General features: G+C 67.2%; 13 protein-coding genes. 6 read left to right on the top strand and 7 right to left on the bottom strand.

Features of this window, described 5'->3' with window-relative positions:
* Nucleotides 1-48: 48 nt before the first annotated feature.
* Nucleotides 49-1,206: a Zn-dependent alcohol dehydrogenase gene (locus AC5Y6Y_RS10800; RefSeq protein ID WP_499925681.1), complete on the bottom strand. Its 1,158-nt coding sequence runs from the start codon at nucleotides 1,204-1,206 to the stop codon at nucleotides 49-51.
* Nucleotides 1,203-2,432: a cytochrome P450 gene (locus tag AC5Y6Y_RS10795; RefSeq protein ID WP_499930003.1), complete on the bottom strand. Its 1,230-nt coding sequence runs from the start codon at nucleotides 2,430-2,432 to the stop codon at nucleotides 1,203-1,205. The genes AC5Y6Y_RS10800 and AC5Y6Y_RS10795 overlap by 4 nt, the downstream gene beginning before the upstream one ends.
* Nucleotides 2,433-2,549: 117 nt before the next feature.
* On the opposite strand from AC5Y6Y_RS10795, the gene AC5Y6Y_RS10790 reads away from it, so the two are divergent.
* The 4 genes from AC5Y6Y_RS10790 to AC5Y6Y_RS10775 all read left to right on the top strand — a co-directional run bounded on the left by AC5Y6Y_RS10790 (nucleotide 2,550) and on the right by AC5Y6Y_RS10775 (nucleotide 6,197).
* The gene (locus tag AC5Y6Y_RS10790; protein ID WP_463826529.1) at nucleotides 2,550-2,909 is read left to right on the top strand and encodes a Rieske (2Fe-2S) protein; all 360 of its coding nucleotides are present in this window, start codon (nucleotides 2,550-2,552) and stop codon (nucleotides 2,907-2,909) included.
* Nucleotides 2,906-3,973, top strand: coding sequence for an amidohydrolase family protein (locus AC5Y6Y_RS10785; RefSeq protein ID WP_473139693.1), 1,068 nt, complete (start codon nucleotides 2,906-2,908; stop codon nucleotides 3,971-3,973). The genes AC5Y6Y_RS10790 and AC5Y6Y_RS10785 overlap by 4 nt, the downstream gene beginning before the upstream one ends.
* Nucleotides 3,970-5,157 (top strand): amidohydrolase family protein, encoded by a 1,188-nt coding sequence (locus AC5Y6Y_RS10780; protein WP_499930000.1) that lies wholly within the window; start codon nucleotides 3,970-3,972, stop codon nucleotides 5,155-5,157. Before AC5Y6Y_RS10785 ends, AC5Y6Y_RS10780 begins: the two co-directional genes overlap by 4 nt.
* Nucleotides 5,158-5,237: 80 nt before the next feature.
* Nucleotides 5,238-6,197 carry an alpha/beta hydrolase gene (locus AC5Y6Y_RS10775; RefSeq protein WP_499929998.1) on the top strand — a complete coding sequence of 320 codons (960 nt, stop codon included), beginning with the start codon at nucleotides 5,238-5,240 and terminating at the stop codon, nucleotides 6,195-6,197.
* Between the two features lie 15 nt (nucleotides 6,198-6,212).
* Here the strand turns inward: AC5Y6Y_RS10775 and AC5Y6Y_RS10770 are convergent, their stop codons facing one another.
* Together AC5Y6Y_RS10770 and AC5Y6Y_RS10765 are read right to left on the bottom strand one after the other, a co-directional pair.
* Nucleotides 6,213-6,803 (bottom strand): hypothetical protein, encoded by a 591-nt coding sequence (locus tag AC5Y6Y_RS10770; RefSeq protein ID WP_499930083.1) that lies wholly within the window; start codon nucleotides 6,801-6,803, stop codon nucleotides 6,213-6,215.
* Between the two features lie 359 nt (nucleotides 6,804-7,162).
* Nucleotides 7,163-7,993, bottom strand: coding sequence for an Rv1363c family protein (locus AC5Y6Y_RS10765; RefSeq protein ID WP_499929996.1), 831 nt, complete (start codon nucleotides 7,991-7,993; stop codon nucleotides 7,163-7,165).
* Nucleotides 7,994-8,174: 181 nt separating this feature from the next.
* Here AC5Y6Y_RS10765 and AC5Y6Y_RS10760 point away from each other — a divergent pair, with 181 nt between their 5' ends.
* Together AC5Y6Y_RS10760 and AC5Y6Y_RS10755 are read left to right on the top strand one after the other, a co-directional pair.
* Nucleotides 8,175-9,311 carry an acyl-CoA dehydrogenase family protein gene (locus AC5Y6Y_RS10760; protein WP_499929994.1) on the top strand — a complete coding sequence of 379 codons (1,137 nt, stop codon included), beginning with the start codon at nucleotides 8,175-8,177 and terminating at the stop codon, nucleotides 9,309-9,311.
* On the top strand, nucleotides 9,308-10,540 hold the full coding sequence (locus AC5Y6Y_RS10755; RefSeq protein ID WP_499925692.1) for an acyl-CoA dehydrogenase family protein: 1,233 nt from the start codon (nucleotides 9,308-9,310) through the stop codon (nucleotides 10,538-10,540). Before AC5Y6Y_RS10760 ends, AC5Y6Y_RS10755 begins: the two co-directional genes overlap by 4 nt.
* A 9-nt stretch (nucleotides 10,541-10,549) precedes the next feature.
* Here AC5Y6Y_RS10755 and AC5Y6Y_RS10750 read toward each other — a convergent pair whose 3' ends face one another.
* The 3 genes from AC5Y6Y_RS10750 to AC5Y6Y_RS10740 form a co-directional block, all read right to left on the bottom strand.
* Entirely contained in the window at nucleotides 10,550-12,493 is a 1,944-nt protein-coding gene (locus AC5Y6Y_RS10750; protein WP_499929992.1) for a SpoIIE family protein phosphatase, read from the bottom strand.
* Between the two features lie 142 nt (nucleotides 12,494-12,635).
* Nucleotides 12,636-13,061: an anti-sigma factor antagonist gene (locus AC5Y6Y_RS10745; protein WP_463826521.1), complete on the bottom strand. Its 426-nt coding sequence runs from the start codon at nucleotides 13,059-13,061 to the stop codon at nucleotides 12,636-12,638.
* A gap of 139 nt (nucleotides 13,062-13,200) precedes the next feature.
* Complete coding sequence (locus AC5Y6Y_RS10740; RefSeq protein ID WP_499929990.1) at nucleotides 13,201-14,229, bottom strand: hotdog fold thioesterase; 1,029 nt, start codon at nucleotides 14,227-14,229, stop codon at nucleotides 13,201-13,203.
* Between the last annotated feature and the right edge of the window lie 74 nt (nucleotides 14,230-14,303).

Genomic DNA, 14,303 nt, shown 5'->3' with positions numbered 1-14,303 from the left:
ACGCACAGTCGGCGGCGGAGGGGCGGCGGCAGAGGCGGCCCGGCGCGGTCAGGCGATCGCGTAATCGATGATGCCGCGCACGATCTCGCCGTTCAGCAGATCGGCGTAGGCCTGGTTGATGTCGTCGAGACGGTAGCGGCGGGTGATCATCTCGTCGAGCTGGAGCTGTCCGGTCTGGTAGAGCCGGGCCAGCCGGGCGATGTCGGCCTTGGCGTTGCACGAGCCGAAGATGGTGCCCGCCAACGTCTTGTTCATCAGGATGAATTCCTGCAGGTTGATGTTGACCGACTGCTGCAATTGCGAGGTCATCCCGGTCAGCACGCACGTCCCGCCCTTACGGGTGAGCGCCACGGCATCGCGGACATCGTCGGCGGAGATCAACGACGGGCAGACCACCACCGCGTCCGCCATCACCCCATAGGTCAAGTCGCGCACCAGGTCCAGGGCTTCGGCTATCGAGGCGACGCTGTGCGTGGCGCCGAACCGCAACGCCGACTTCTGTTTGAACTCCACCGGGTCGACGGCAACGATGTGCGCGGCGCCGTTGATTCGGGCACCCTGGATCGCTCCGGTGCCGATGCCGCCCGCGCCGATCACCACCACCACATCGCCGCCGCGCACACCGGCCCGGTTGGCGGCCGACCCGTAACCGGTCGGAATGGCGCAGGACAACAGCGCACTCGGCACCAGCGGCAGGTGTGACTCCAGCTTGATCAGCGAATTCACCGACACCACAGTGTGTTCGGCGAACGCGCCGACCTTGGCCAGGTGCCCGAGGGGCCGGCCGTCGGCGGTGTGGTGGCGGAACGTCCCGTCGGTCGGCATGCCCGGTGTCAGGGTGCCGATGCCCTTGTCGCACAGGTATTCCATGCCGGTGGCGCACCAGCGGCACTGCCCGCACACCGCCACGAACGTCAGCACCACATGATCGCCGACATCGTATTCGGTTACCCCGGGCCCGATTTCACGCACCACGCCGGAACCTTCGTGGCCGCCGATCATCGGGAACATGGTGGGCAGGCCCAGTGCCTTCAACACCTCGTTGGGTGCGGACATGTCGCCCTTGAGGATGTGGTCGTCGGAGTGGCACAACCCGGCGGCGGCCAACTGGACCAGCACCTCGCCGGCACGGGGCGCGTCGAGTTCGAACTCCTCGACCGACCAGGGTCCGCCGACATCGTGCAGGATCGCGGCCCGGCTTCTCATGCGGCCGGGCTGAACGTCACGGGCAGCTTGTTGGGGGAGCGGAAGGTGAGCCCGACGATCTTGGACTCCACCCCGGTTCCGTCGTCGTCGACGAACCTCAAGTCCTGCACGCGGTCGAACAGGCTGTTCAGGACCACCCTCGTCTCCAGCCGGGCCAGGTGCATGCCCAGACACATGTGGATTCCGCCGGCAAAGGCGATGTGGGCTTGCCGGGGGCGGGTGATGTCGAAGATGTTCGGGTTGCTCCACCGGGTTTCGTCGCGGTTGGCCGAACCCATGCACGTGTCGATCTGCGCGCCGGCCGGGATCAGCTTGCCGCCGATCTCGACCTCCCGCGTGGTGGTCCGCATGACCGCGGTGAGGGGGGTCTCATACCGCAGTCCTTCTTCCATCGCCATCGGAATCAGGGACCGGTCCCGGTAGACCATCTCCAGCTGCTCGGGATGGGTCAGCAGCAGGTACAGCAGGTTGCCCGACGAGCGGTACGTGGTTTCCAAACCGGCCGGCAACAACAGGCGCAGGAACGCGATGATCGCCTCGTCGGTCAGCTTCTCGCCGTCGATCTCGGCGGCCACCAGGTCGCCGATGATGTCGTTGGTGGGTTTGCGCCGCCGCTGCTCGACCTGGTTGAGGAAGTAGCCGTGCAACTCGGCCGCAGCGGTCAGGCCCGCCATGATGTCGGTCGGGATCGAGATCAGATCGAGGGACAACCGGCGGAACATGTCGAGATCCTCGGGCGGCAGCCCGAGCAGCGAGGAGATGATGCGGGTGGGGAATTCGAAGGTCAGGGCCTTGACCAGGTCCGCTTCGCCGTTGTCTTTGATTTCGTCCACCAGCTGATCGCAGACCGGCCCGATCACCGAGGGTTCCCACCGTTCCAGGGCCGTGGACCGGAATGCCTTGGCCACCAAGTTGCGGTGGTCGTGATGTTCCTTGCCGCCCATCGCCAGGATGGTGTGGCCCATCACCAAACCGATGGTGTCGTCGTATCTGGCCGAGGTGAAGGTCTGGTCGTCGCGGAAGGCGCGGAACACGTCGTCGTACTTGAACAACACCCATTCGTCGCTGGGCCGCAGTTCCTCCGGCATCTGCTCGGGGTCGCCCAGACAGCCGTGCCAGACGGGGTCGGTGCGCCGCATGTATTCGAAGAACGGATACGGACTGGTTTCGCCGGTGAGGTCGAGGGCCACGGGGGCGCCGTCCTGATGGTCGGTGCTGAGCGTCATTGAGAGTCCTCTCTGCGCAACCGAGTGAGCCCGGATGGCGGGCCAGACAGCGGAATGTCGCTATCATAGTATAAATAGCAATCTAGCTGACAGCGGGCGAAGGGCGGTGGTGCCGCGGTGCCGCAACGCCATCTGGTGTGCTCCGTCGAGGAGTTGCCACCCGGCCAGATGAAGCTGGTGGACGTCGGGAAGTTCGGTGTGGGCGTGTACAACGTGCACGGCACGGTGTACGCCATCGTCAACTACTGCTCGCATGAAGGTGCGCCGCTGTGCCTGGGCCCGGTGGGCGGAACCAACGAACCCGCCCCCGACGAGCCCGGTGGGCTGCGTCGGGTGCGCGACGGGGAGATCGTCCGATGTCCTTGGCATAACTGGGAATTCGATATCACCACCGGGCGCAACATTGCCGATCCGAGTCGCCGGATCCGCACCTACCGGGTCGACGTCACCGAGGGGCAGGTGTATCTGACCGCATGAACCAGACCTTCCTGCCGTTCGTGGACGCCAACGTGCAACCGCACTTCCGGTACAACGCCGAACTGCGGCGCTATCTGCCGGACGCCCACAAGCTGCGGTCGATACCCGATGTGGAACAGCAGTGGTATCAGGCGCCCGGTGGCGACTACCGCGCCGACCTCTACGGCGAGCACTACCCGGGCTCGGATCCCGACACCGTCAGCCGGCACCTGTTCGACGAGGGCGGCGCGAGTTACGCGATCCTGAACCCGCTGACCCGCGGAAATATCGCGGACTACCTGCTCAACAGTCGCATCTGCGCCGCAGTCAACGACTGGCTGATCGACCGGTGGCTGGAACCGGACGGCGCTGACCGGTTCCGCGGCACCATCCGGGTGAACCCGGAGGACCCCCGCGGCGCGGTCGCCGAGATCGAGCGCCTGGCCGGTCACCCCAAGCTGGTCCAGGTCGGCGTGCCCATGCAGTCGCGTGAGCCGTTCGGCAAACCGATGTTCGAGCCGATCTGGGAAGCTGCGGCGGCGCACGGGTTACCGGTGGCGGTGCACGTCAACGGCGGCAACGGTGTCGACCATCCGCCCACCTTCGCCGGGCACGCGCACACCTACCCGGGTTATGCGGCGTTCATGCCGCTGAACTACTTCGTGCATCTGGCCGCGCTGATCGTCGAAGGCGTATTCGGCCGGCATCCGGGGCTGAAGTTCGTGTTCGCCGACGGCGGATACGACATCCTGACCCCGCTGATGTGGCGGCTGGACACGTTCTGGCTGTCGATGCGCGACCAGACCCCGTGGGTGGACCGCTACCCGAGCGAATACCTGCCCGACCATGTCCGGTTCTGCTCCTCGGCGTTGGACGGGCCCGTCGATGCCGCCGACGCCGCGCGCTGGATGGATTTCTCCGGCAAGGCCGACCTGGTGATGTACGGCTCCGGCTACCCGCACTGGTCGACGACCGCCCCCGCGGCGACGGCCGACGGTCTGGACACCGAGCAACAACGAAAAGTTCTGTGGCGCAACGCCAGTGAGCTATACGGGCTGACCGTGAGTGAAGGAAGCACACCATGACCGTTGTCGAACGCACAGCTGCTTGTCCCGATCGGCAGCAGGAGGCTGGGCAACGGCAGATCGCGGTCACCGTCGTCGATACCGACGTGCACCCGTTGCCGGTGTCCACCGACGTGCTCAAGTCGTACGCGCCGGCCGAATGGGTGGACAAGATCTGGCCGACCGGCAACGCCGTCAGCCCGGTCTCGCACTTCTACGACACCCCGGACTCGTACAAGACGTTTTCGCTGCGGATGGACGCCGCACCGCCCACCGGGGGCGTGGCCGGCAGCGATCCGGACTTCGCCGCTCAACAGCTCCTGGTCGACGCCGGGGTGAGCATCGCCTCGCTGGAGCCGATGTGTGACGCGCAGTTGCCGCAGGCCGAACACGTGCTGAAGTCGACCTACAACGACTGGCTGGCCGACGTCTGGCTGGACAAGGGCAACGCCCACGGCCGGTGGCGCGGGTCGATCAGCGTCAGCGCGCAGACACCCGAGCAGGCCGCCCGGGAGGTCGAGCGGTGGGCGGGTCACCCGTACCTGTCGCAGGTGTTGATGACGCCGCAAACCCGCGGAATCCCGTTCGGCAGCCCGCATTTCGACCCGCTGTACGCGGCGGCGGCACGCGCCGGGCTGCCGGTGGCCACACACCTGATGGGGCAGACGCCGTTCGAGCTGATCCCGTTGTACCCGGTCGGAAACCCCGCCCACTGGCACGACTTCTTTGCGTCCTGGCCGCTGCTGTATGTGTCGCACCTGATGAGCCTGGTGTTCGACGGCGCGTTCGACCGTCACCCCGACCTGCGGGTGGTGTTCATCGAAGGTGGTTTCACCTGGGCGATGCCGGTGATGTCACGCATGGACCGCATCTGGGCGGCCCGCCGCGGCGATCTGCCGCAGGTGCGCCGACCCCCGTCGGACTATGTGCGCGAGCACGTCCGGTTCACCACCCAGCCGCTGGAAGACGCCGACACCGTCCAATTTCGCGAATACCTGGAGTTGATGGACCTCGGTGACAACCTGATGTTCTCGACGGATTATCCGCACTGGAGCTACGACTCGCCGATGTATGCGATCAACCGATTTCCGCGTGTGCAGCGCGAGCGCATCATGCGTGGAAACGCAACCGCGCTCTACGGTCTGCCCGCGACCGTCGCGGCGCTGCCCGGCGAGCGGTTGGCTGACGGTGCTGCCCTCGATTGATGCCCTGACCGGGCAGGTCTACCTTGAAGAGGGTTTCCGGCCCGACGGGCCGGAACATCGATTTCGGGAGATATGAGGGCATGACGCAAACGAATGTCACACGGCCGCAGGGTCTTAGCCGGATCGACCCGGCGCTGCGCGAGGCCGCGGAACGGGTGGGTGTCGTCGAGTTCAGTGCCGACAGTCTGTCGGCCGAGCGGGAACAAGCCCACCGGGCGGCCGCCGAGCGGGCGGCCGCGGTCGACACCGCCGGGGTCGACGTCGAAACGCGGACGATTCCCGGTCCGGACGGCGAGCAGCTGGACATCCGCCTCTACCGGGGCGGCGGCACCTCGGCGTTGCCGCTGGTGATCTACGCCCACGGCGGCGGTTTCGTGACGGGCAATCTAGACACCGACCACGCGCACTGCGTGGAGTTGGCCCGCGATTCCGACACCCTGGTCGTGTCGGTCGACTACCGGCTGGCACCGGAACATCCCGCCCCCGCGGCGCTGCAGGACGCCGAGGCGGCGCTGCGCTACGTGGTCGAGCACGCTGCCGAGCTGAACGCCGACGCCACCCGGATCGCGGTGATGGGCCGTGACGCCGGTGCCGCACTGGTGGCCGGGCTGGCCCAGCGCATGTTCGACGAGGAGGGACCCAAGATTCTGGTGCAGATCCTGCATCAGCCGATGCTGGACTCCGACACCACACCGTCGCGCCGGGAATTCCAGCGCACGCCCGGCCTCAACGGTCAGGCGGTGAGCCGCGCCTGGGGCCACTACCTCGGCCACGCCACCGCCAACGGTCAGCACGTCCCTGCGCACCGGGCGAATCTGGAAGGGCTGCCGCCGACCTTCGTCAGCTGCGCCGACATCGATCCCTGCCGGGACGAAGCGATCGACTACGCGAACCGGCTGCTGCACGCCTACGTCCCCACCGGGCTGCACGTGATCGCGGCCACGTTCAACGGCTTCGACTCGGTGGCCCCGGATTGGGTTGTCTCCCAGGAGAACCGGGCCCTGCACGCTCAGTCGTTGCGGCGCGCGTTCGCGGTGTGACGACGCGCGCCCGGGTTAGACGGGCGTGAACTTGGTGATCAGCCACTTCCCGTCGATGAGGGCCAGCGTCACCAGTACGCTGCGGGCCGCCACCGATGGCTCGGGGTTGTCCTTGGTCGTAGTGCTCTGATCGACGAAGAGCAGCACGACTGCCGAGGTGGGGCGCAACTCCTGGACCGCCGCGCGCATCACGCGGGCGGTGGTTTTCAGCGCCTTCTGCTTGGACGCCGGCGCCACGAACTGCTGAGTGAACTGGTCGTAGTAGGACAGGAAATCACCGGACAGGTGGGACCTGGCGCCGGCGAAGTCCTTATCCAGGCTCTCCGGCGAGTACGACAGCACCGCCACCGTTCCCTCCGACGCCGAGTTGATCACCGTGCGCGCCACGCTCTGGCTGGTCAGCTGATCCGGCCGGTACTGCTGGAAGTACATCCACGTGGCCAGCCCACCGGAAATCAGCAGCAGCAGCACGAGAATCACCGGGATCGGCTTGACCGTGATCTGCCGGCGCCAGAAGTCGCGCCGCCAGGTGCGCCGGGGCGTGGCTTCCCCGTCGGGAGCCGCGGTGGTTTCGGGCTCGTCGATGTCGGCGTCCGCCTCGGGCACTTCGGCTTCCTCGAGGCCGCTGTAGCCGGTGTCGTCGGCAATGCCGATGTCGTCGTCATCGGAGTCGTCGGCGACGTCGTGGGTGTCGGGGACCGGGTTGGGCGCCTCGGCCTGGTGGATGTCGTCCACCGGCTCGGGGACCTCCTCGTCGGAGGTCTCACCGTCGCTGTGCGACTCGGCGGTTTTGCCCAGGGCGACGGCGAAGGTCGCGTAGTTGGCGCGGGCCTCGACGGTGTCGGCGGCGTCGAGACGCTCCGGCTGTTCGTCCGCCGCGGCGCCCCGCACCACGGTGTCGGGCGTGCCGCCGGATACCTCGGCGTCGTCCTTCTTGGTCAGTTCGACGGCGCCCCTTTCGTCGCTCACGGCACGAACTCCACTTTCGACATCTTGTATTGGCCGTCCTCCTCCATCACCGTCACCCGAAGCCGCCAGGCGCGCGGTTCGTCGGGGTTGCCGCCGGTGGCATTGGTGACACGTGAGGTCGCCGAGACCAGGACCTGCGCGGAATGCCCGTCCATCGACTCGATGGCGGCTGCGTTCACCGATCCTTCGGTGACCACTTTGGACTGCTCGACCACTTTGGTGAAATCGGCCGCCCGCTGCTGGAAGTCATCCCGGAACTCACCGGTGGAATTGTCGATGACCCGCTGCACGTCTTGTTTGGCGCGGTTGAAATCGAGCGAGGTCATGAAGACCACACCCTGCTTGGCCCCGGCGATGAAGGCTGCCTCCTGGCGCCGCTTTTCCGAACTTTCGTGATGCCACCAGGCGAAAAGCCCGCTCAACACGAAAAATCCGAGAATGAGGATGACCGCAGCCCCCTGGAGGATCGTGGACAGCTTCGGCATCCGCACCGAGTTGCGCAACCGGTCCCGCCGCGAGGGCGTGATCGGCTCGAACTCGTTGTAATTCGCCGACTCGTCGTAATCTTCCGGCTCGTATTCGGCCTCGTCGTACTCCTCGGACTCGTCGTAGTCCTCGTATTCGTAATCGCCGTCGTCTTCGTACTCGTCTTCGTACTCGTCGTCGTCGGCGGCGTTGAGCGCTTCACGTCGCAACCGGGCCGCACGGGCCTTGGCGCGCGCCGCGGCAGCCAGCAGTTCGGCTTCGGCGGCCTCGGCTTCGGCCTCCTCGGCCAAAGCCAGCACATCGGCCTTCGATGTCACCGCATCGTCGTCTAACTCAGCCATTTCGGCGACCGTCCGTCATTATCGACTGAACTCCGGTATCTCTTACGGTATTGCCCATTGCTAACATCGGTGTCGCCAGCGCACCCCGATGAGGACCGATCAGGCGGATGATCCCCCAACCAAACTTGCCTCCCGACTTCCTTCGCGGCGAAGGAACGCCCGGGGAAGTCCGGCCGGCCTCATGACCGCTGTCGACTCTCCCGAAAAGATACTCTTTACCTCCACCACTCAAGCGTTTCTGTCCAAAGAGGCGTCGCTGCGTCACGTCCGCGACCTGCACGGCGCCGGTGAGTCCTTCGATCCGGCCTGGTGGCGGCGAGCCGCCGAACTCGGCTGGACAGGGCTGCTGGTGCCCGAGGAGCTGGGCGGGGGCAGCGCGTCGGGTGACGGCTTCGCAGACTTGGCGATGGTCGCCGAACTGCTCGGGAAAACCGTCGCGCCGGGACCGCTGTACCCGGTCAGCACGGTACTTGCCGGGCTGGTCGAGGCCAGCGATCGGGACAACCACACGGGTCTGATTGACGCGCTGGTGTCCGGTCAAACGGTGGCGTCGTGGGCGGTTGCGGAGCCGCGCCGCGGGTGGGTGCCGCAGGATCCGACTGTCGGCTTCGTGCCGGCGGATTCCGGTTACCGCATCGACGGAGTCAAGGATCGGGTGGAGGCCGCCGCGCAGAGCGCGGTGCTGCTGGTAACGGCTCGAAGCGGCGCGGACAGCTCGGTGGTGCGTCAGTTCCTGGTCGGCACCGACGCGCCGGGCGTGCGGATCACCCCGGTGCAGTCGGTCGACATGGTCAAGCAGTACGCGACCGTGGAGTTTGACGGCGTGATCGTCGACGGGTCCGCCGTCGTCGGCAACGCAGCCGAGACGCCGGCGTTGATCGAGCGGCAGAGCCAGATCGCCCAGGTGTTGCAGTGCGCCGAGGTGGTCGGAATCCTGCAGACGGTCTTCGACTTCACCGTGCAGTGGGCGTTGGACCGGCACTCGTTCGGACGTCCGCTGGCGTCCTATCAGGCGCTCAAACACGGCTTCGCCGACATGAAGATGTGGCTCGAGGCGTGCCGTGCCACCACCGCTGCCGCAGTCGCCGACGTGGCTGCGCACGCACCCGATGCTGCGCTCTCAGCCAGCGTCGCCAAGTCCTACGTGGGTGAACTCGCCGGGCCGATCGTGCAGCGCTGCGTGCAGATGCACGGTGGCATCGGCGTCACCTGGGAACACGACCTGCATCTGTATCTGAGACGGGTCACGTTGTACCGCAACATGTTCGGCACACCCGAGGAGCACAACCTCGCGGTGTACAGGATGGCGGGCCGATGACAGCCGAATCAGTCGCCGAATTCGCCGCCCGTGCCCGTGCGTGGCTGGCCGAGAACATGCCGAGCATCGACCCGGAGAATCCACCGGCCGCGCCGCGCGACGACGAACGGTCCTGGCAACGCGCCCGCGAGCTACAGCGGCGGCTGTGGGACGGCGGATTCGCCGGTATCTGTTTCCCCCGCGAATACGGCGGCCTGGGGTTGCCCTACGACTACCAGCGGGCCTTCGACGTGGAGTCCTACCCCTACGAGATGCCGTTGATCCTCAACGTGCCGACGTTCACCATCTGTTGCGCCACGCTGCTCGACACCGGCAGCGAAGAGCAGAAGAAACACCACATCGCCGGTGCGTTGCGCGGTGACGAGATTCTGGTGCAGTTGCTCTCCGAGCCCAGCGGCGGGTCAGACCTGGCCGGTGTCATCACGCGCGCCGAGCGTCGCGGCGATCGATGGGTGATCACCGGCGCCAAGACGTGGAGCACCAGCGCGTTCGCCGCCGACTACGGGTTGTGCCTGGCCCGCACCGACTGGGAGGTGCCCAAACACGACGGCCTGACCATGTTCCTGGTGCCGATCCAGCACCCGGGAATCACACTGCGGCGCATCACGCAGGTCAATGGGGGCGCGGAGTTCTGCGAAGAGTTTCTGGACGGGGTGGACGTCGGCGCGGACGCCGTGGTCGGCGAGGTGAACGGCGGCTGGGCGGTGGCCTCGCGACAGCTGTACCACGAGCGCCGTGCCGTCGGTCAGGGCTCGGAGTTCGCCAGCGGATCCGGTCATGAGGGCGGCCACACCACGCCGGTGGACTACGTCGATCTGGCGGCCAGGACCGGCCAGGCTGACAACGAACGCATTCAGGAGATGGCTGGCCGGGCGCTGGTGCACCGCGCGGTCGCCGAGCAGCTCATCGAGCACGTCTCCCGCAATGTCCGTGACGGCGGACTGCCGCCGGCCGCCGGATCCCTCATCCGGCTGTTCCATGCCGAGCACGTGATGCTGGAGATGGACATCGCCTTGGCCATTGCCGGCCCGGCGGGTGTGGTGGGGGAGATGGGCGAGGGATTGCAGACCGGATTGCGGTACCTCTCGCGCCAGTCGGTCGCCATCGGTGGCGGCACCACCGAGATGGCCCGCAACGTGATCGGCGAGCGGGTGCTGAACTTTCCGCGGGAATATGCCGCGGACCGCGGCGTGCCGTTCAACCAGGTCCGGCACGGCCGGACCCGCTGAACCGCGCCCTCAGGCGTCGGCGGCGCTGACCGGAATCTGGACCAGCGACAACACGTGGTGTGCGGGGCTGCCCGGCGGCGCCACCAGCACGCAGTCGCCGCCTTGTCTGCGCGCACGTTCGCGCGCGGCGGCCAGCGCACTGACACCCGCCGAGCCGAGGTGGGTGACAGCGCTCAGGTCGATCGTCAATGACGCTATGCCCGAACGGCTTTCGACCGCAATCTGGCGATCCAGGGTGGACGCGGTGTGGGAATCGACCTCGCCGCGCACGATGATGCGACCGCCGTCGGCAACCAGCGACACGAACTCGCTGTCCACCACCCGCTGGCAGGACACCCGGCTGACCACCGAGTCGCTGACGAAGTTGGCCGGCCGGGACAGGCGGTGGACGAGGCTGGCGGTGGTGCCGTCGGGACCGTGGACCACGTGCGATTCGGTCACCAGCGCCTCGGCCATGGCCAGGCCGCGCCCGCGGCCGCGTTCGCCCTCGCGGTAGTCCTTCCATTTGCCGCGGTCCGTCACCGCCGCCCGCAGCAGACCGTCACCACCCAGTTCCGCTCTGACTTCGACACCGCCGGAGACTTCGGTGGCGTAGCCGTGTTCGACGGCGTTCTCCACGAATTCGGAGACCGCGTGCACTACGTCGGAGATGTCGTCGGCCTCGGCACCGAGCTCGGCGAGCCACTTGCGCAGCCGGGCCCGGATGCCGCGGGCGGCGTGGATGGTGGCATCGGCGGTGACCTGAAGCGGTGGCGTCGCGGTTCGTCGCTGCGCCGCGAGCAGGGTGACGTCGTCGTTGTAACCCGTTGAGCGCAAGAGCAATTCGAGTGTCTCCGAACAGAGGCGGTCGATGGGCCGCGCGGGTGCGTCGATCACGAACCCGCCGGTGCCGGCGGCGATACTGGCCGCCAATTCCGCGAACTCGGTGGTGCTCGCCGCCAGCGGCCGTCCCGGGCGTTCGATCAGGCCGTCGCTGTAGAGCAGCACCGCGTGCCCGATGTCGATCGGCTCGCTGCGCACCGGAAATCCGTTGCCGCTGCCCAGTGGCCCGCCGCCGGACGGCTCGAGGTAGCGCGAGCCCGCGTCGGCCGTCACCACCAGCGGGGGCGGATGGCCGGCGGTGCAGTACTGGAACTCACCGGTGCTGAAGTTCAGGGCGCCGACGCAGATGGTGGCCGACTTCGACCCGGGCACCTGCTCGTGGAAGCGGTCCACGGCCTCGAGTGCCTCGGTGATCGAGAGTCCGGCGGTGAGCTGCATCCGCAACGCGGTGCGTAGCTGAGACATCACTGCGGCCGCCTCGACACCGTGGCCCACCACGTCGCCGACCACCAGCACCAGGTGACCACCGAGGGGCAGGGCGTCGAACCAGTCCCCGCCGGCCGCGGTGTCCTCGGCGGCGACGAGGTACTCGGCGGCCACATCGGCGCCGGGCACGATCGGCACGGTGGCCGCCAGCAGTGCCTGCTGCATCACGGTCGCCGAATCGCGGGCGTTGCGGTAGCGCTCCGCGAGTTCCTCGACCCGCGCCTCGGCGGCCAACCGTGCCTCGACCCGTGCCGTGACGTCATCGAAGACCAGTTGCACGCCCTCGATCGGTCCGTCGGGGGAACGTCGCGGCGTGACGAGGAAATCGAAGAAGCGTTCCTCGACGCCGGAACCCTGCAGGTCGACCTGCAGCCGCCACTCGGCCCCGGATTGCGGCTCACCGGTCTGATACACCCGGTCGAACATGTCGAAGATCTGCTGGCTCTCCAGCTCCGGATAGATCTCCCGGGCGGGTTTTCCCACTAGTTGCACCGCTGGATTGAAGGCCCGCAAGGCCGCGTTGACCGCGATGAACCGGTGATCGGGTCCCTCCAGGCCGACGACCATCGCCGGGATGCTCTCGAAGATGCGCCGCACGTCCGCGGCCGCACCCACCGTGTGATCCCAGTCCATTTCGGCCGACATCTTGGCCGTACCTCCCGCGGACCGATGTAGCAAACAAGTCGGGTGCGTCGATGACAGCGTCAAGCAACAGTAATCAGATTAGCAATCCAGGCGATATGCGCCAGGCACCAAAATGTCGCCCGCACTCGGGCGAGCTCGCGCGCTATGCGGCGGAGAGCGCAGCTTCCGTCGTCGGGTGAACGGGCAGCACATTTCCGAACGAGCACGCATCCACGATTCGGGCCACGCCGGGGTTGCTGCTGACCATGCGCAAGGTGATGCCGCGACGCCGCAGGCGTTCTGCTTCGTCGGCCAGTACGGTGAACGCACAGCAGGCCATGAAGTCGAGGCTGTTCACGTCGACGACCAATACTCCCGGCTGCGTGGCGACCGCGGACGCCTCGGCGACCAGTCCGCGCCAGGTGTGTTCGTTGGAAGCATCGACTTCGCCGCCGGCGCGGATCAGCACCGCTGAGCCGCTGCGCACGGTGGTGGCCCGCAACGAGCTATTCGGCTCACCGAGCTGGGACGCCAACCGGTTGCTCAACGGCACCGGAATGGAAAACGATTCGGACGGACCCAGGTTCACAGCGCACCCCCTAGTCGACCGCGCCGGAAAACCCCCCCGAGTGGACGTTGCTGCGCGCCGGAAGAAAGTCTGATGCCTCGTGTATAGCAGAGTGACACGGCTGACGTGGCGAAACGCCGAAACCGGGCCCGGCGGTGTATCAGTCGAGCGTGGGGCCGGTTTCGGTGGGGCGACCGACGATCGCGAAGTTCACCGTGGCGGTGGCCGCCAATTCGCTGTCACTGTCACCGAAGATGTCGATCTGCATAACCAGCGAGCGGCGACCGGCGCGTAGCACAGTGGGTACCGCGCGCGCCGAGCCGTGCCGAATCGGCCGCAGATAGCGGATCACCAGATCGGAGGTCGTCATGGCGGTACCCGGCTGCAGGTATTCCAGCCCCAGTTGTCCGCCTGCCACGTCGGCGAGGGTGGCGATCAGACCGCCCTGCAACGCGCCGGAGGTGTTCACCACCTGGGGGCTGACCGGCATGGTCATCGCGAATCCTCCGCCGGGGGTGGTGGTGGGGCGCAGGCCGATCTGGGCGAACAGTTCGGCCAGCGTGGGCTCGACCGCGTTGTCGGTGGTGTCCCGGACACCCAGGGCGCGACTGCAGAAGTCGTAGAGCTGACCGGAATCGATGGGGGTGCCGTTCAATTCGGTGCCCAGCCAGCGCAACCGGAGGGCGCCGATGACGGTCTGCATGACGATCGCGGCTGCAGCCCCCACGTCGAGCGCCGGGTCGAACAGGCCCTCGGTGATGCCCTGACCGACGATGTCGCGGATCAGTCGGTGCAGCGGGGACAACACGCGGGCGTATTCGCGGGGCCGGGTCTCGGCCAGATGCTGGTTGTAGAGACTGAGCGCCCGGTTGAGGCTGTCCTGGGTGCTGGATTCCGGCTGCGCGGTGACCCGGTCGATGACCAGCTTGAGCGCCGAGGTGCTGTCCAATCCGGTCGTCTCGACGCGCCACATGTCCGCGGCCTGTGCCATGGTCCGATCGAACAGCGCCAGCAGCAGCTCGTCCTTGCTGGCGAAGTGCTGATAGAAAGCGCGCAGCGAGGTCTTGGAGCGGGCGACGACTTCCTGCACGGTGAAGTCGGTGCGGCCGGTTTCGCCCAGGATGTCGACCGCGGTTTTGATGAAGCGGTCGGCGCGCGTGACGTCGGCTTGCTCGGTGGGGCCGGTCATGGGCGGATCCTTCTCCTTGCGGGCCGGGCGGAACGCTGCGAGCGCGCACTGAGAATGACATTACCGTGCGCAGT

It is taken from the genome of Mycobacterium sp. NGS24 (genome assembly GCF_059813065.1).
This window is presented reverse-complemented; position numbering and strand designations above follow the sequence as displayed.